Origin of the sequence: Pseudorhodoplanes sinuspersici (assembly GCF_002119765.1) — a bacterium.
Classification (GTDB): Bacteria; Pseudomonadota; Alphaproteobacteria; order Rhizobiales; family Xanthobacteraceae; genus Pseudorhodoplanes; species Pseudorhodoplanes sinuspersici.
Genome location: NZ_CP021112.1, coordinates 2,064,636 through 2,081,639 on the forward strand (window position 1 = coordinate 2,064,636; position 17,004 = coordinate 2,081,639).

At 60.8% G+C, this 17,004-nt stretch carries 15 protein-coding genes; 8 read left to right on the top strand and 7 right to left on the bottom strand.

The window, feature by feature from the left end:
• Positions 1-108 precede the first annotated feature (108 nt).
• From CAK95_RS10060 to CAK95_RS10095, 8 genes are all read left to right on the top strand, one after another.
• Positions 109-975 (top strand): IclR family transcriptional regulator, encoded by an 867-nt coding sequence (locus CAK95_RS10060; RefSeq protein ID WP_147413615.1) that lies wholly within the window; start codon positions 109-111, stop codon positions 973-975.
• A gap of 31 nt (positions 976-1,006) precedes the next feature.
• Complete coding sequence (locus CAK95_RS10065; RefSeq protein WP_086087796.1) at positions 1,007-2,173, top strand: zinc-dependent alcohol dehydrogenase; 1,167 nt, start codon at positions 1,007-1,009, stop codon at positions 2,171-2,173.
• Positions 2,174-2,358: 185 nt separating this feature from the next.
• Positions 2,359-3,279, top strand: a complete 921-nt coding sequence (locus tag CAK95_RS10070) for an FAD binding domain-containing protein (protein WP_086087797.1) — start codon at positions 2,359-2,361, stop codon at positions 3,277-3,279.
• Positions 3,272-5,155 carry a molybdopterin-dependent oxidoreductase gene (locus tag CAK95_RS10075; RefSeq protein ID WP_086087798.1) on the top strand — a complete coding sequence of 628 codons (1,884 nt, stop codon included), beginning with the start codon at positions 3,272-3,274 and terminating at the stop codon, positions 5,153-5,155. Before CAK95_RS10070 ends, CAK95_RS10075 begins: the two co-directional genes overlap by 8 nt.
• A 187-nt stretch (positions 5,156-5,342) precedes the next feature.
• On the top strand, positions 5,343-6,368 hold the full coding sequence (locus tag CAK95_RS10080) for a xanthine dehydrogenase family protein molybdopterin-binding subunit (RefSeq protein WP_183044231.1): 1,026 nt from the start codon (positions 5,343-5,345) through the stop codon (positions 6,366-6,368).
• 4 nt (positions 6,369-6,372) lie between these two features.
• Positions 6,373-7,218: an MBL fold metallo-hydrolase gene (locus tag CAK95_RS10085; protein WP_157699580.1), complete on the top strand. Its 846-nt coding sequence runs from the start codon at positions 6,373-6,375 to the stop codon at positions 7,216-7,218.
• Between the two features lie 48 nt (positions 7,219-7,266).
• On the top strand, positions 7,267-8,259 hold the full coding sequence (locus CAK95_RS10090) for a tripartite tricarboxylate transporter substrate-binding protein (RefSeq protein ID WP_086087801.1): 993 nt from the start codon (positions 7,267-7,269) through the stop codon (positions 8,257-8,259).
• 114 nt (positions 8,260-8,373) lie between these two features.
• Entirely contained in the window at positions 8,374-10,260 is a 1,887-nt protein-coding gene (locus CAK95_RS10095; RefSeq protein WP_245303697.1) for a thiamine pyrophosphate-dependent enzyme, read from the top strand.
• A gap of 81 nt (positions 10,261-10,341) precedes the next feature.
• On the opposite strand, the gene CAK95_RS10100 is transcribed toward CAK95_RS10095, so the two are convergent.
• The 7 genes from CAK95_RS10100 to CAK95_RS10130 form a co-directional block, all read right to left on the bottom strand.
• Positions 10,342-10,881: a flavin reductase gene (locus CAK95_RS10100; protein ID WP_086087802.1), complete on the bottom strand. Its 540-nt coding sequence runs from the start codon at positions 10,879-10,881 to the stop codon at positions 10,342-10,344.
• Positions 10,882-10,890: 9 nt separating this feature from the next.
• Positions 10,891-11,952, bottom strand: coding sequence for an amidohydrolase family protein (locus CAK95_RS10105; RefSeq protein ID WP_086087803.1), 1,062 nt, complete (start codon positions 11,950-11,952; stop codon positions 10,891-10,893).
• A gap of 15 nt (positions 11,953-11,967) precedes the next feature.
• Positions 11,968-12,687 (bottom strand): ABC transporter ATP-binding protein, encoded by a 720-nt coding sequence (locus CAK95_RS10110; RefSeq protein WP_086087804.1) that lies wholly within the window; start codon positions 12,685-12,687, stop codon positions 11,968-11,970.
• Positions 12,680-13,420 carry an ABC transporter ATP-binding protein gene (locus tag CAK95_RS10115; RefSeq protein WP_086087805.1) on the bottom strand — a complete coding sequence of 247 codons (741 nt, stop codon included), beginning with the start codon at positions 13,418-13,420 and terminating at the stop codon, positions 12,680-12,682. Before CAK95_RS10115 ends, CAK95_RS10110 begins: the two co-directional genes overlap by 8 nt.
• Positions 13,417-14,400, bottom strand: a complete 984-nt coding sequence (locus tag CAK95_RS10120) for a branched-chain amino acid ABC transporter permease (RefSeq protein WP_086087806.1) — start codon at positions 14,398-14,400, stop codon at positions 13,417-13,419. Before CAK95_RS10120 ends, CAK95_RS10115 begins: the two co-directional genes overlap by 4 nt.
• On the bottom strand, positions 14,397-15,257 hold the full coding sequence (locus tag CAK95_RS10125; RefSeq protein WP_086087807.1) for a branched-chain amino acid ABC transporter permease: 861 nt from the start codon (positions 15,255-15,257) through the stop codon (positions 14,397-14,399). The genes CAK95_RS10120 and CAK95_RS10125 overlap by 4 nt, the downstream gene beginning before the upstream one ends.
• Positions 15,258-15,411: 154 nt before the next feature.
• Positions 15,412-16,659 carry an ABC transporter substrate-binding protein gene (locus tag CAK95_RS10130; protein ID WP_245303698.1) on the bottom strand — a complete coding sequence of 416 codons (1,248 nt, stop codon included), beginning with the start codon at positions 16,657-16,659 and terminating at the stop codon, positions 15,412-15,414.
• Positions 16,660-17,004: the final 345 nt, after the last annotated feature.

A 17,004-nucleotide genomic window follows, 5' to 3' on the forward strand; every position in this document is an offset into this window, starting at 1 on the left:
TTTTCGTATCATGAAATCATAGTTGCCATTTCGAAATGACCTTGACTCTCCTCCGGCATCGCCGTTTGCTTGGCGCAACAAACAAAACAAGCTGTCAGAGGAAACGTCGTGTCGGATACCGCTCTTGTAAGCTCGATTCCGCATGCGCCTGCCGCGACCAACGGCAGCGCGAAGACGCCGCATCGCGGCAGCATCCAATCCGTCGACCGCGCGCTGTCACTTCTGGAAGCGCTCGCAGAGGCCGGCGGCGAAGCATCGCTAACCGATTTGTCGCGGCGCACCTGCCTTAATGTCTCCACGTGCCATCACCTGCTATCGACGCTGGTGAATTGGGGCTACGTCGCTAAGGTTCCGGGCCGCCGTTCCTATGCGTTGGGCGCGCGCGTGCTTTATCTCGGCCATGCCTGCTTGCGTCAGGTTGATCTGCCGCGTCGCGCACAGGCGCATATCGATCGCATCAATGAGGTGACCGGCGAGAGCGTGCATCTTGCGGTGCTGCAGAGCGACAGCATCGTTACGCTTGTGAAGCGTGAAGCGCGTCACGCCGTTCGCGTTGATACCGGCATGCTGGGCCGTAGTGACGCGCCGCATGCGACGGCAAGTGGCAAGGCCATGATCGCCTGGCTGCCGGAAGATCAGATCCGCCGGATGGTGCCACCGAACGCCATGAAACGCTTCACCGACAAGACCATCGTCGACTTCGATGCGCTGATCGAGGAGCTGCGGCATGTACGGCGCAACGGCGTTGCGATGGACCGCGAGGAATTCCAGCCGGGCGTGATCTGTGTTGGCTCTGCCATTCGCGATCACGGCGGCGCGGTTGTGGGTGCGATCAGCGCTTCGGCGCCGGCAATGCGTGTGACCGAAGAACACCTCGCCTTGATGCGGCAGGAAGTGATCGCGGCCGCCAATGCGCTGTCGGCTGATCTCGGCGAGCCCGGTTCGTTGAAGCCGCTCGCAGCCAACGTATCCTGACCGACAAAATTCCGAGCAAGAGAGGCAAAATATGTACGCACCGGCCGGCGTGAAAACCAGCAAGGAATTTCCGATTCCCGACAGCATGAAAGCCTGGGTGCTCGGCGATCCCGGCGAGCTGAAGCTCATCGACAAGCAGGTGCCGGTGCCGAAAAAGGCCGAAGTGCTGGTGCGGATCGATGCCGTCGCGATCTGCGCAACCGACCTCGAAATCATCTATCACGGGCCTCCGGCGATGATTCAGGGCGGGCTGCCTTACAACAAGAACTTCACACCGGGCCATGAATATATGGGCACGGTCGTGGCACTCGGACCGGGCGTTGACGAATACAAGATCGGTCAGCGCATCACGGTCGAGATCCATGCCGGATGCGGACAATGCAAGCGCTGCCGTGAAGGCATGTATACGTCCTGCCATAATTACGGTCTGAATTACGGCGACGTCGACAAGGGGCACCGGGCCAACGGCTTCACGACCGACGGCGGCTTCTGCGAATATCAGGTCAACCACATCAATACGCTGGTCGCGATTCCCGATGACATGACCGACGAGGAAGCAACGCTGGTCGTCACGGCCGGAACGGCAATGTACGGACTGACCGAACTTGGCGGTCTGGTTGCAGGCGAAAGCGTTGTGGTCACCGGCCCCGGTCCGATTGGTCTTCTCGGCGTTGCTGTGGCGAAAGCGATGGGCGCGCAGCCCGTGATCCTCACCGGCACACGCGACAACCGGCTGCAGATCGGCAAGGAACTTGGCGCCGATCATGTGATCAATATCCGCAAGGTGAACGATGTCATTCAGGCGGTGAAAGACCTGAACAGCGGCAAGGGCGTTGATTATGTGGTCGAGTGCTCGGCCGCGCCGAACGGCATGAATGACGCGATCAAGATGGTCAATCGCGGCGGCAAGGTCTGTCTCGCAGCTTTTCCGCATGGCGAAGCGGCGGTCGATATCGCCCATATCGTCCGCAATAATATCTACGTCTACGGCATCCGCGGTGAAGGCAAGACGGCGACGCACAGAGCCGAAGCCTTCATGAAGCAGAAGCGTTTCGACGCCACCAAGATCCATACGCATACCTTCCCGCTGGAGGATCTGCCGACCGCGATCCGTTACGCCAAGGATCGCGTGGAAGACGCGATCAAGGTGGTGGTGAAGATGAAGCCCGGTGCCGCGCAGCGCGTGGCGGCAGAATAGAGAGAGCCGCGAAGCGGCGAATCTTTTTTCCCTCTCCCCTTGAGGGAGAGGGTGCCGAGCCGGGTAAGCGGCGAGGCGGGTGAGGGGTCACAGTCTCACCGTTACCCCTTACCCGGCTCGGACCTGACGGTCCTCGCCACCCTCTCCCTCAAGGGAAGAGGGTGAACGGAGCAAGGCGCGAACTCATGCTTCTCTGCGACGACTATCTGACGCCGAAATCGCTTGCCGAAGCTTTCGATATGATCGAAGCGCATCGCGGACATTATCGGCTTGTGGCCGGTGCCACCGATCTCCTGCCTTGGGCGCGTGAAGGCCGTGCTGGCGACGTGCATATTCCAATTCTGATCGATGTCGCTCGCATTCCGGAGCTTCGCGAGAAAATCGTTGACGACAAGCGCGTGCGGCTTGGTGCGGCAACCGCGGTCCAGCGTTTCCTCGACGATGCCGCGCTCGGCCGCGTGATGCCGGCGATGCCGCGCTGCGCCGTCTGGTTTGCCGACGATCAATTGCGCGAATCGGCAACCATCGGGGGCAATGTGGTCAATGCTTCGCCGGCGGCCGATGCCACGCCGCCGCTGTTCGCACATGATGCCGTGATCGAACTGGCTTCGCGCAAAAATGGTCGAATTGAAACGCGCAAGCTGCCCATCGACGAATTCATCGTGGGGCCCGGACAGACAAAGCTCGCGGATGACGAGATCCTCACGACAATCGAATGCGAATCACTGCCGGGCTATGGCGGCAGTTTCGAGAAAGTCGGTCATCGCCGTTCGCTGGTGATTTCGACCGTGTGTCTCGCAGCCTTGGTGAAGCTCGATGCGAGCGGTCATACCTGCAAGGACGTGCGGCTCGCCATTGGTGGGATCGGTCCGGTGCCGGTGCGTCTGCATGATGTCGAACAGTTCCTGATATCCGGCCCGCTGAATGCCGGCCGGCTGGAGCAGGCGGCGGAGATGCCGGTCAGTCTCGTTCGTTCGCGCACGCGGCAGGATTATCGCCGCGATGTCGTGCGCGGTTTCATGTTGCGCGGGCTGTTCAACGCCGCCCAGCGCGCCGGCGCCAGCGCCAATCTTCTGACCCCTGACATGGAAGCCGCCTATGCCTGAGCTTCGCATCGAAGCAACGCTCAACGGCCGCAAGATCGCGCGCAAGGCGCAACCGCATCTGCGCCTGCTCGACTTCCTGCGCGAGGACATGCATCTGACCGGCACCAAGGACGGCTGCGGTGCCGGCGAATGCGGCGCCTGTTCGGTGTTCGTCGATGGCGTGCTGATGAAATCCTGCATGATGCCGGTCGGCAAGGCGCAGGGTGCGCAGATCGAAACCGTTGAAGGGCTCGCGCACAAGGGCGAGCTGTCCCTTCTACAGAAAGCCTTTCACAAGACCGGCGCCAGTCAATGCGGCTATTGCATTCCCGGGATGGTGATGGCGGCGACCTCCGCCTTGCGGGTCAATCCATTCGCCGATCGTGAGGAGATCAAGGAGCGGCTCGGCGGGAATATCTGCCGCTGCACCGGCTACCAGAAAATCTTCGATGCGGTCGAACTGGCGCGCGATGTCCAGAACGGCCGCCTGCCGGCGACGGCTCTGCTCGAGGACGAGCCCGAGGACGGCCGCTATATCGGCGCGAATGTCCGTCGTCTCGATGCTCCAAGCAAAGTTTCAGGAGCATTAAAATACGCTGGCGACATGACGATTCCGGGCATGTTGCATATGCAGGTGCTGCGTTCGCCGCATCCGCACGCGCTCATCGAATCAATCGACACGTCCGAAGCCGAGGCCATGGCGGGCGTCGAGGGCGTCATCACCTGCGATGACGTGCCGGGCGAAGACAATTTCGGCGTCTTCGTGCACGACCAGCCGGTGATGGCGCGCGGCAAGGTGCGTTATGTGGGTGAGGCGGTTGCCGCCGTCGCGGCGGAAGATCTCGTGACGGCGCGTCTCGCGCTGGCGAAGATCAAGGTCGTCTACAAGGGACTTATCGCCGTGTTTGATCCGGAACAGGCGATGCAGCCCGGCGCACCGGTGCTGCACGACGATGCGCCTGACAACGTCACCAAGCATATTCCGATCCGCAAGGGCGATGTCGAGGCGGGCTTCGCGCGTTCCGATCTCGTGGTCGAGCAGGACTACGACACGCAAGCGATCGAGCACGCCTATCTGGAGCCAGAGGCAGGCCTTGGCTATGTCGATCACGATGGTGTGGTGACGATTATTTCGCCGAGCCAGAACATCACCCATCACCGGCACATGCTGGCGAAGATCATCGCCAAGCCGATCAACAAGGTGCGCTTCATCATGTCGCCGGTCGGCGGCGGCTTCGGCGGCAAAGAAGACATGATCTATCAGGGTATGCTGGCCCTGATGGCGATGAAGACGCATCGGCCGGTGCGGCTTGTGTTCACGCGAGAGGAATCGATCGCCGTCACCGCCAAGCGGCATCCGTCGCGCACGACATTGCGCATGGGTCTCACAAGCGACGGCCGCATTCAGGCAATTTCGCTGAAGATGATCTGCGATGGCGGCGCTTATGGCCTCTCCACCGAAGGTGTGATGCGCAAGGCGGCGATCCTGGGCGCCGGGCCTTATGACATTCCGAATCTGCAGGTCGATACCTATGGCGTATACACTAACAACACACCATCCGGTGCCTTCCGCTCCTTCGGTGCGTTGCAGACGCAATTCGCCACCGAATCGACGCTCGATATTGCGGCCGAAAAGCTCGGTCTCGATCCTTTCGAGATCCGCCGCATCAACGCCATGCGCGATGGTGCGCAGACGCATACCAAGCAGCAGCTCAAGTCGGTGAGCTATCTGCGCGTTCTGGAAGCGGCCGAACGCGCATCGAAATGGGAGAAGGGTGCACCTGTCTACCGTGGCGGCACGCGACAGGATTTCGCCAATGAAGGCGACGGCGTGCGCGCGCCCTGCAGTCTCGGTGCGCGTTTCCGGACCGATGGCAAGCTGGAGGCTGCAGAATAATGGAACGCAAACGCGGATACGCCTCCTTTTCTCTCTCCCCGTTTACGGGGAGAGGGTGGCGAGTATCCAGAGGATACGAGCCGGGTGAGGGGCTGCATCACGAATTGCGCCTCACCCGATCCTCGCTTTGCTCGGATCACCCTCTCCCCGCTGTGCGGGGAGAGGGAAAGAAAAGTGAGGTCGCGTGATGGCACGCAAACGCGGACGTGGCATGGCCGGCTGCTGGTACGGGATCGCCCGCACCGCGACGGTGGATCGTGCGGGAGCCTGGGTCGAGATCGACGACGGCGGCACGGCGAAAGTCGTCACCGGGGTTACCGAGATCGGCGAAGGCATTCTCACTGTGCTCGCACAGATCGCCGCGGAAGAGCTTGGCATTCGGCCGCAGGACGTCACCATCGGCGACAACGACACGGCGCGTTCGCCGGAAGCGGCGCATGCCGGTGCCACGCGTCAGACCTACATGATCGGCAATGTCGTGGCGCTCGCTTCGCGCGAGGCTTTCGGCAAGCTCGCCGCCGTGATGGCGAAGGAATGGGATGTCCCGGCCGATACCATCGAGGCAGCATCCGGCGAGATCTGGGCCGAAGGCACGAACCATCGCACGACGATGGACAAGGCCGTGCATATCGCGAAGGGGCGTGGTGTCGTGCCGCTTGGTTCCGCGTCGTTCGGCACCGACACGACTGGCCTGCATCCCGTCGATGGCGCCGGCCGTCCATGGCAGGCCTATGTGTTCGGCTGCCAGGTCGCCGAGGTCGAAGTCGATACGGTGACAGGCGAAGTGCAGGTGCTCGGCATCTGGGCGGCGCATGATGTTGGCCGCGCCGTCAATCCGAAAGGCGTGGAAGGCCAGATCGAAGGCGGCATCGTACAGGCGCTCGGCCAGGCGCTGATGGAAGATTACAAGCTCAAGGATGGCCACACCACGACGCCGGGATTTGCCAAATACATTCTGCCGACATCGCTCGATGTGCCGCATGTGACGTCGGTCATCGTCGAAGACCCCGATCCGATCGGCCCCCTGGGCGTGAAGGGGATCGGCGAACCGGCGATGGTGCCGACCATCCCTGCCATCATGAACGCGATCTATGATGCGGTTGGTGTCCGCGTCACGTCGCTGCCGGCCAGTCCCGAAAAGGTGCGGGAGCTGCTCCGTGACAAGGAGCGCACCGAGCGCGAACAGCGTCAGCACGCGGAAGCGGCGGAGTAGCGTCATGCTCGACACGGCCACACGAAACGAAGCCGTGTTCGATGTCGATCTCGCCGCTGTGCGCACACTTGCGCATGTCGTGCCGGGGCCGCTACCGCTTACGCTGAACGGCATCAAATTCGCCGCGTCGATCCGGCCGCGAAAATTCGTCATCGAAGGTGGTGACGAAACGCCGGTGACCATGCCGCGCACCACCTATCAGGTGGTCTATGCCGATGGCACAGTGATGCTCGATGCCGGCATGGACAAGGCGACACACGATTCCTTCGGTGAGGGCGAGCCTTACGATCTCGAAGCATTTGCCAAGCTGAAGAACGCGCTCGATGCCGCGCGCATGATCGTGCTGACACATTATCACGCCGATCATGTCGGTGGCGTCGTCACGGCACCGAATTTCGATGCGCTGTCCCGCAAGACGGTTGCGGAAGCGGAAACGCTCTCGCTGATGATGAATAATCCGCACCGGCCGCATCTGAAGATCAGGGAAAGCCAGGCAGCGCAATTCATCATCATCAGCTATGGCCAGTATTATCCGGTGGCGCCCGGCATGGTGCTTATCAAGGCTCCCGGACACAGCCCGGACATGCAGATGCTCTATCTGAAGCTGCAATCGGGCGAAGAATTCCTGCATTCCGTCGATGCCGCCTGGAACATGGATAACATTCGTGCGGTGAAGGGTAAGGCCGCGCCATGGGTGAAGGAAGATGTGCCTGCGGTGATGGCGCAACTCGCCTGGCTCAACGGCCTGATGCAGCGCGAGCCTTCGCTCAACATTCTTGTGACACACGATGGCGAATGGCTCGATCAGATGATCGCGCGTGGCGCCATCGGCGGTGAGTTGAAAATATGAGGATCAGAACGACACGACAATAAGCCAAAACGAGAAGGGAGGAACACGATGAAAACAAGAAACGCATTCGTTGCCATTCTTTCTACCGCCACGGCTTTCCTGCTGCCGGTTGTTGCGCAGGCGCAATCTTATCCATCGCGGACGATCACGGTGGTTGTGCCGTTCCCGGCCGGCGGCCCGAGCGATGTGGTGGCACGCATTGTCACCGACGGCATGTCGAAGCATCTCGGCCAGTCGATGGTGATTGAGAATGTCGGCGGTGCCGGCGGCACACTCGGCAGCGGACGCGTCGCGACCGCTGATCCGGACGGCTATACGCTTCTCGCTGGCAGCATGGGTTCGCACGTTGCCGCGCCGGTGCTGACGCCAAATGTACGCTATGATTCCGAGCGCGACTTCATCCCGATCGGCATCACCGCCGACGCGCCTGCCGTGATTGTCGCCCGCAAGGATTTCCCGGCCAATTCAATGAAGGAATTCGTCGCCTATCTGAAGGCCAATGGCGACAAGGTAAGGCAGGCGCATGGCGGCGTCGGTTCGTCCTCGCACATGGCCTGTCTTCTGTTCAACACCGAAGCTGGCACCAAGCCCGCCCAGGTAGCCTATCGCGGCACCGGCCCTGCGATGAACGATCTCATCGGCGGTCATGTCGATTTCTTTTGCGAACAGGCGGTGAGCGTCGCCGAGCAGGTGCGATCCGGCGGCATCAAGGCGTTCGGCGTTTCTGCAATCGACAAGCTCGCGGCATTGCCGGCTGTCCCCGCTGCCAGGGATGGCGGCGTGAACTATCAGATGAGCATCTGGTCCGGCATGTTCGCGCCGAAGGGTACGCCGAAAGAGGCGGTCGACAAACTTGCCGTTGCGCTCGACAAGGCGCTGGACGATCCGACGGTGATCAAACGCCTGAATGATCTCGGCGGTTCGGTGCCGAAGAAGTCCGAACGCACGCCGGCAAGTTTCGACGCGCTTGTCAAAGCGGAGATCAAACGCTGGAAGCCAGTTCTGCAGGATGCGGCGCCGCCGGCCGCAGCGAAGAATTAATGTCGCTTCGTAGGGCGGATGAGCGAAGCGTAATCCGCCGTCACGATTTGTAACAAGACCAGGCGGGTTACGCCTTCGGCTAACCCGCCCTACAACGCCGGGCAAGATAATACGATGCTGACAAGACCCTCCGAAGGTGACCAACGCGATGCGATGCGTGCGCGCGCTCGTGCCATCAATGAAGCGGGCGGATTGACGAACGCGATCGAAAGCGCGGCGTTGCCGAAGCTTGTCGACGCGACGCTGTCGGAAGCGCTGGTGCTCGGGCTGCTGAAGCAGGGCGTGCGCAAATATCTCGGCATCTTCGGTCATGGCTCGACGGACCTTGGTGACGTGCTCCGCATCTATGAAGAGGAAGGCGTCACGCGGACCTTTAATTTCCGCAACGAAGTGGAAATGGCGCATGCCGCGACGGCGTTGCGCTGGCAATACGGCGAGATCCCTGCGGTCGTAACATCGATCGGCCCTGGCGCGTTGCAGGCCTTCGCGGGCTCGCTGGCCAGCGCATCGAATGGCGTCGGCGTCTATCACATCTATGGCGACGAGACGACGTTCGGTGAAGGCTACAACATGCAGCAGGTGCCGAAAGAGGAGCAGGGCCTGTTCGGCCGCATGACTGCGCTGATGGGCGGCTCCTATGTGTTGCATACGCCGGAGGCGTTGCGCGACGCGCTACGGCGCGGTTCGCTCGCCGTCAATCATCCCTATCGTGCCGGCCCGTTCTATCTTCTGCTGCCGCTGAATACGCAGCCGCAACGCATGACCGTCAATCTCGCCGCGTTGCCGGCCCGGCCTGATTTGCCGGCACTCGCGCCAGTCGATGACCATGCCTATGCAAAGGCGGCTCGCCTGATCGCCGCCGCTCCAAGTCTTGCTATCAAAGCCGGTGGCGGCACGCGCGGGCATGACGCTGCTGTGCGGAAGTTTGCTGAAGCCGCGGGCGCTGCTGTCGTGCTGTCGCCCGGCTCGACCGGCGTGTTGCCCGACGCGCATCCGCAGAACATGCATGTCGGCGGATCGAAGGGCTCGATCAGCGGCAACTTTGCCATGGCCAATGCCGAGCTTGTCGTTGTCATCGGTTCGCGCGCCGTGTGCCAGGCCGATTGTTCCGGCATCGGCTATAAGGCGGCCAAGCATGTCATCAACATCAACGGCGATTTCGCTGATGCCCTTCACTACAATCAGACGACAGTGCTCGCCGGCGATATCACCGCAGTGATCGAGCGCCTTTGCGCGCACCTGAAGAATGCCGCTGCGAGCAAGTCCGTCTGGTTACAAGCCTGCGCCGAAAAGAAGAAGGAATGGATAGCATTCAAACAGGCGCGCTTCGATGCAAAGCCTGCGCAGGATCCCGTGTGGCAACAGCCGGTCCTCTATCAGCCGGCGGCGATCAAGGTTGTGGCCGATTTTGCCAAGCGCATCGACGCCGCGAAGTTCTTCGATGCCGGTGACGTGCAGGCTAATGGCTTTCAGATCGTCGAGGACGATCGCACCGGCGATACCTTCACCGAAACCGGCGCATCCTATATGGGCTTCGCCGTCAGCGGACTCCTCGCATCAGGCATCACTGATAAGCCGCGCTACAGCATCGCGTTCACCGGCGACGGCTCCTTCATGATGAACCCACAGGTGCTGATCGATGCGGTCGAACATCGCGTCCGTGGTATGATTGTGATCTTCGACAACCGGCGTATGGCCGCAATCACCGGATTGCAGCTTGCGCAATACGGCCGCGAATTCCGCACCAGCGATTCCGTTGCGGTGGATTACGTGCAGCTCGCGTCGTCGGTGAACGGCGTCCGCGCGCTGCATGGCGGGCTCAGCGCCGACGAATTGCGCGCAGCGTTGAAAGAGGCGCATGCGCATGATGGTCTGTCGGTCGTGCATGTGCCGGTCTATGCCGGACCTGACGAACTCGCCGGGCTTGGCGCCTGGGGACAATGGAATGTTGGCAATTGGTGCGCCGATGTTCAGCGCGAATGGATCGAGCAGGATATTTGATTGCCCAGGCTGATGCTGAAATTCGTCATGCCCGGGACAAGGCCAGGCATGACGATGAAAACCGATAGCAAGGTCTCACGGTTAGACGTGCTTATACGCCCGGTCGTGATACACCAGCGCCTTCTCGGCATTGGCAAGCTTGATCGCTGCGACCTCGCCGAAATAGATGTCGTGGGTCGCGACCGACTTCATCTCCAGCACGCGGCAGTCGATCGCGGCGATGGCATTGGTCAGTGCCGGCGCGCCGGTTTCGAGCGTCGTCCAGTTTCCGGCGTTGAAGCGGTCGGCCATGAATTGTCCGGTGCGGCCGGCGAAGACATTGGCGAGTTCTTCGTCATGCGACGCCAGAGTGTTCACACAGAACACCTTGTTCTCGCGCATCACCGGCGTGATCTGGCTCTTGCGATTGAGGCAGACCAGCACGGTCGGCGGCGAGTCCGAGACCGAGGCGACGGCCGTGGCGGTGAAGCCCGCTTTCCCGGCCGACCCCTGCGTTGTGATGATGTGAACGGCCGCGCCCAGCCGGCTCATTGCTTCCCGAAACAAGGCGGGCTCCGCCAGGGCGCGTTCGAAGGGCTCCACACCCCAGATCGCTTGGGGTGAATTATCGATCCAGCTCATTTCAATCCACTACAGTCCAAGCAGCCGCTTGGTGTTGCCGCCCACGATTTTGCCCACCGTAGCAGAATCGAAAGCGTCAATGGAAGCCACATGGCTGATAGGATCGTAGTCAGCCATGTCGAAAGGATAGTCCGTGCCCATGACCACATGGTCGGGCCCGAAAGTCTCCACCAGCGCCTTGAGCTGGCCTGTCGAGAATACGACGGTATCGACGTAAATCTGCTTCAAGTATTCGGTCGGCGGTTTCGGCAGGTCGGCATGAGCGTCGGAGCGCGCGCCCCAGACGTGGTCGATGCGGCCGTAATAGGCGCCGAGATAGCCGCCGCCATGCACGGCGAGGATCTTCAGCTTCGGGTGCCGCTCCAGCACGCCGTCGAAGATCAGGTAATGCAGCGCGATCGTGGTCTCGAGCGGGTTGCCGATGACATTGTTGAAATAGAAGCGTCTGAGACGCTCGCCGTGCGTAAAGCCATTGGGATGGATGACGACCAGCATCCCGAGTTCTTCCGCCTTCTTCCAGAACGGCGCGGTGATCGGATCGGACAATTCCTTGCCGTCGATATTGGTGAGGATCTGCACGCCCATGAAGCCGAGCTTGGCCAGACGCTCCAGTTCCTTGGCGGCCTCTTCGCCATGCGACAGCGGCACGGTGCCGAATGGGATCAAGCGATCCGGCTGGCGCGCGCAATATTCGGCGATGCCGTCATTGACGATCTGGGCGGCCTTGTTCGCGATATCGGCCGGCAGTGTGTAATAGCATTGCCCCGGCGGCGGCAGGATCACCTGCATATCGAGCCCCATGGCGTCGAGATCTTTGATCCGTGGCTCGAAATCGACGATGCGGCTTTTCAGGTCTGCATCCTGCTTGGCGTTGACCGCGGCGGTTTCCGGCGACTGGAATTGATGCAAGCCGGTGCCGGCAAGATTGGCGTGCTCGGCCACATAAGCGCCGGCTTTCGGGACCGCGACATGCGCATGAATATCGATGGTGATGCTTTGCGGGCGGATCTCGCGCCCGGGTTTGCCGCGTTCGCGTCCGGCAGTCGGTTCGTATTTATTCCAGACATCCATCACAATATTTCCAGTTCAGAACACGCCCAGTTGCTGGGCAATGACGGCGGGGTTGCTTTTCAACTGTTCGGCGGTGCCGGTGAAGGCGATGGCGCCGGTATTGATGATTGCAACGTCGTCGGCAAGATCGAGGGTCAGCTTTATATTCTGTTCGACCAGGATGATCGACTGTCCTTCCGCCTTTAATCGAGCAATCGTGCGGCCGACTTCAGCCACAAGTTGTGGCGCCAGCCCTTCCGACGGTTCGTCCATCAGCAGCACGCGAGGATTTCCCATCAGCGCGCGGCCGATCGCCAGCATCTGTTGCTCGCCGCCGGAGAGCAGGCCGGAGAGTTGCGCTTCGCGCTCTTTCAGCCGCGGAAACACCGTATAGACACGATCCAGCGTCCATTCCGGCCGGGAGCCGTCTTGTCTGCGGCGTTGCTCGGCGACGGTCAGATTTTCGCGCACGGTCAGCGAGCGAAAGACCCGGCGGCCCTGCGGCACGAGGCCGATGCCCCGGTGCGAAATCGTGTCTGGTGCGAGCCCGGCGATCGGATCGCCGAACAGTGTGATCGTGCCGCGACGCGGTTTGAGAAACCCCATGATCGTCGACATGCTAGTGGTCTTGCCGGCGCCATTGCGGCCGAGAAGGCCGAGCAAACGGCCCTCCTGCAAGGCGAAGCTCACGCCATGCAGCACATGGCTGTCGCCGTAATAGGCATCGATGTTGGCAACCGATAGCGCTTCAGTCACCGAGATAGACCTCCCGTGTGCGCGGATCGGCCACCACTTCGGCGCGCGTGCCTTCCACGATCACCTCACCATAATGCAGAAGCGTAATGCGCTCGGCGAATTCCAGCGCCGTATCCATGTCGTGTTCGATCATCACGATCGTGACCTCGCGCGGAATGGTTTTCAGCAAAGCGCCAACGGTCTTGCGTTCCTCCTGCGACAGGCCGGCCAGAGGCTCGTCGAGCAGCAACACTTTCGGCTTCTGCGCCAAGGCCATCGCAAATTCAAGACGACGCCTTTCGCCGTAGGATGTTTCGGATACGATGCGGTCGGCGCTATCGCCAAGACCGACCTGCTTCAGCGCGGTCTGTGCGGCAACAGTCATATCTTGTCGCCGCGCCAGCACGGTCCACGGGTTCCAGCGGATGGGATTAAGGCCCAGCAGGGCAAGCTTGACGTTGTGCAGCAGCGTTTCGCGCGGGAACAACGTGAGGATCTGATAGGTGCGTGCGAGCCCGAGATGCACGCGCTTTTCGGTCGGCATGCCGACCAGTTCATCCCCGAACAGTTTTACCGAACCGGTATCGGCGGTGAGGTCGCCGGTGATGAGGTTGAACAGCGTCGTCTTGCCGGCACCGTTCGGACCGATGATCAGGCGGCGCTCGCCCGGCATGACGCGAATCGATACGTTGCGGGTTGCCGGCAATCCGCCAAAGCGTTTGTTCAGACCATCGATGTCCAGTGCCGGCGTCATTCCGCCGGCTCCGGTGCAGATGCTGCAGGTACGGGCGGTTTGTGACGGGCTTGCCATTTGCGCCACAGCGCGCGGCAGCCCGGTACGAGCCCGAGCGGCATGAAAACGATCACAACGATGAAGATGATGCCGAGCAGCGAATTCCAGCGCTCGACATAGGTCGAGACGACGTTCTTGATGAGTGTGATGATGGCGGCGCCGACAATCGGGCCGGTCAGCGACGTCGCGCCGCCGAGGATCGCCATCAGCAGGATCTCGGCCGATTGCTGCAATGTCAGCGCATGCGGTGAAAGGAACAGGTTGTAATAGACATACATCAATCCGCCGACCGAGCCCCAGAACCCGGCGATGACGAATGTCAGCCATTGGATCCGCCAGGTATTGTAGCCGAGCATGCGCATGCGCCGCGGTTGATCGCGGGTGCCCATCAGGCTGGCGCCGAACGGCGAGCGGACGAAACGCCACATGCCGAACAGCGCAACCGCGAAAACGATCAGCGTGAAATAATAGAAGCTTTCGGCGCTGCGGATATCAAAGCCGAACGGCATCGGGCGTGCCGGCAGGCTGATGCCGTTGTCGCCGCCGGTCAGCGTGTTGGCTCTGTAGGCGACGCCCCAGACGATCTGCCCGAGCGCCAGTGTGATCATCAGGAAGCCGAGACCGGGTGCGCGCAGCGAGAGCATGCCGAAAATCGCCGCGCATCCGGTCGATAAAATCAGCGCAACGATGGCCGCGACGAGCGGGTGGTAGCCCGCAATTGTCAGCAATATGCAGGTGTAACCGGCGACGCCGATATAGGCGGCATGACCGAGTGACACCATGCCGCCAAAGCCGAGCATGAGGTTCAGGCTCAGAGCCAGGATCGCGAAGATGAGAACCTGGCTCGCCATGTTGATGTAGAATTCGTGAATGATGATGCGCGGCAGCGCAATCAGTAGCAAAGCACAGACGACCAGCCAGATGATGCTTGAGCGCGTCATAGTTGCACCCGCCCGAACAGGCCCTGCGGCAGGAACATGAGCACCAGAACCATCGGCAGGAACAGCACGAAGTAAGCGAGGTCGGGCACCAGCGCGATGCCGAAGTTATAAAGGAAGCCGACAATAAAGCTTCCGACGAAAGCGCCGAGCAGACTGCCGGCGCCGCCGAGAATGACGACGATCAAGGCGAGCGGCAGCATGTCCGCATCGAGGCCGGGATAGGCATTCAGGATCGGGCCGCCGAGCACACCGCCCATGCCGGCCAAGGCTGCGCCAAGGAGGAAGACGGTTGTGAACAGACGGCTGACGGGAATGCCGACGCCGCGCGCCATTTCCGGATCGTCGACACCAGCGCGGATCATCGCGCCGATGCGGGTGCGCTCCATCAAAAAGTAAAGTCCGACGGCCGCAACAAGCGCGAGCCCGAGCACGACAAGACGATAGGTTGGGAATGCCAGTCCGAAGTAACGCAGCGGCGGCCGCAATTCCTGTGGCGCCGGCAACGGCATCGGATCGCCGGTCCAGATCAGGAGGCACAAGTCGGCAACGATGAAGGACAGGCCGAGGGTCACCAGCACCTGGCCTTGCGCGTTGCCCGGCAATTGCCGCAGCACAAAGCGTTCGAGAATGATGCCGACAAGACCGACGCCCAATCCTGCGCCGATCGCCGCGATCCAGAAATTGAACTTTAGCGACAGCAGGGTGTAGCCGAAATACGCGCCCAGCATGAAGAAGGCGCCATGCGCGAGATTGGGAATGCGCATCAGCCCGAAGATCAGCGAAAAGCCGGACGACAGAAGAAACAGAAGGCCGCCAAACGCGACAGAGTTCAGCGTTTGAATAATCCAGAACTGCATGTGCGACGTATTCCCTGCTCTGTCACTCCCTCCCCCTGAAAGGGGAAGGGTTGGGGAGGGGGTCTCATTCAGCGTAATCGACGCCCCCCACCCGACTGCCTCGCTCCGCTTCGGCAGTCGACCTCCCCCTTTTAGGGGGAGGTAAAAGCAAGGATCACTGCTCCAAATTCTTCGCGGGCGGGTAGTCGCGCGAGTAAACCGGCTGCTTTAAGAATTCCTCTGGTTTGTAAGTCCAGAACTGGCTGACATCCGGATAGGTTTTCACCACGGCATTCACCAGCTTTCCGCCTTTGCGCTCGACTTTGCGGATGTAGTTGTTGCCGACCACGTTGCCGTATTCGTCGAAGTGCATTGGCCCGCGCAGCGACTCCTTCAACTTCACGCTCTTCAGCGCTTTCATGAAGGCATTCTTGTCTTCGATCTTGCCGCCGACATCCTTCAGCGCCTGTTCCAGCACCTCGCCGCAAAGATAGGTTTCGGCCGCATAGACACCGGGGTCAACTTTGTAATCCTTCTGGATCGCCGCAACGAAGCGCTTGTTGATCGGATTATCGAGTTGCGCCGAATACCAGTTGCCGGTGATGGCGCCGAGCGCATCATCGCCCATCTGCTGCAGCAGCGATTCATCGACCGGTGTAAAGCCGCCGAGGATCTGCGCCGTATTGCCGTATTCGCGCAATTGCTTGATGAATTTGAAGCCGTTCGAACCGGCATGGCCGGTATAAACGCCGTCGAGATCCGGTTTCAGTTGCGAGATATAGGTCGCGTAATCCGGCGCGTTCAGCGGTGGCCATAATTTCTGCACCACCTTGCCGCCGGCATCTTCGAACACGCGTTGAAAGCCTGCGACATTCTCATGCCCGAAGGCAAAGTCGTCGGCGATGCAGGCGACTCGCTTCATCTTCAGGTCTTTGGCCGCATAATCGCCGACCGGGTGGCTCGGCTGCGCCGATGTCGAGCTTGGCCGCACCAGCCAGGGATTGGCCTTGCGTTGTGTCATGTCTTCGGCACCGGCAACGGTGAGGATCGGCGTTTGCGATGAGCGGATGTAGTCGTCGATGGCCAGCGCCTCGAACGCTGCAAGCGGGCCGATGAGGCAATTCACCTTGATCCGTTCGACCAGTTCTTGCGTCTTGGTCCGCGTTTGTGCCGGATTGCCCGCTGTATCAGCGGTATGCACCTCGACCTTGCGGCCGCCCAGCATATGATTGCGTTCCTTGAAGAAGGCTGTCAGCCCTTGCTCCATCTGGATGCCGCCGGAGGCGAGCGGGCCGGTTTTGACGGTCAGGAATCCAACCTGGATGGGCACGGCTTGTGCGGCGGCGGCTGGAACTTTCAGGATCTGCGAGCCAACGCCCGCTGCGAGCGCCCCTTTGATGGCAGTTCGTCGATCGAGCTTCACGGCGTTTCCTCCTCCGTGGATATGCCTTGCGCTTTTTCGCGCTTTCAGGCGTTGATGCGTTTCCTCATGCCTTCAATGACGCTTATGCGTCTTCTTGTATTGGTCGTTTTGGTGTTTTGTTGTCAGTCAGTATAGCGCGACTTTTTCAGAACGCGCCGTCATGACGAGTGTGCGACGCGTTTTCTTTTCAATCATCTCCATTTCGTGTTGCGGTAGTCTGTTGCAGACAACTTTGCGTGTGTGAACGATAGTGCATCGGCACAGTGGAATAAGATCGCCTTTTCATCCCGCGAAACAAAAAGACCGAATTGGTACGAGACTTTTTCAGATCAGCTAGATCGCGTA

Coding starts and splice junctions, on each gene's coding strand:
- CAK95_RS10105 (WP_086087803.1), bottom strand. CDS start 11,952: ATGGATGTCTGGAATAAATACGAACCGACTGCCGGACGCGAACGCGGC.
- CAK95_RS10095 (WP_245303697.1), top strand. CDS start 8,374: ATGCTGACAAGACCCTCCGAAGGTGACCAACGCGATGCGATGCGTGCG.
- CAK95_RS10070 (WP_086087797.1), top strand. CDS start 2,359: ATGCTTCTCTGCGACGACTATCTGACGCCGAAATCGCTTGCCGAAGCT.
- CAK95_RS10085 (WP_157699580.1), top strand. CDS start 6,373: ATGCTCGACACGGCCACACGAAACGAAGCCGTGTTCGATGTCGATCTC.
- CAK95_RS10120 (WP_086087806.1), bottom strand. CDS start 14,400: ATGACGCGCTCAAGCATCATCTGGCTGGTCGTCTGTGCTTTGCTACTG.
- CAK95_RS10090 (WP_086087801.1), top strand. CDS start 7,267: ATGAAAACAAGAAACGCATTCGTTGCCATTCTTTCTACCGCCACGGCT.
- CAK95_RS10125 (WP_086087807.1), bottom strand. CDS start 15,257: ATGCAGTTCTGGATTATTCAAACGCTGAACTCTGTCGCGTTTGGCGGC.
- CAK95_RS10100 (WP_086087802.1), bottom strand. CDS start 10,881: ATGAGCTGGATCGATAATTCACCCCAAGCGATCTGGGGTGTGGAGCCC.
- CAK95_RS10080 (WP_183044231.1), top strand. CDS start 5,343: ATGGCACGCAAACGCGGACGTGGCATGGCCGGCTGCTGGTACGGGATC.
- CAK95_RS10075 (WP_086087798.1), top strand. CDS start 3,272: ATGCCTGAGCTTCGCATCGAAGCAACGCTCAACGGCCGCAAGATCGCG.
- CAK95_RS10065 (WP_086087796.1), top strand. CDS start 1,007: ATGTACGCACCGGCCGGCGTGAAAACCAGCAAGGAATTTCCGATTCCC.
- CAK95_RS10115 (WP_086087805.1), bottom strand. CDS start 13,420: ATGACGCCGGCACTGGACATCGATGGTCTGAACAAACGCTTTGGCGGA.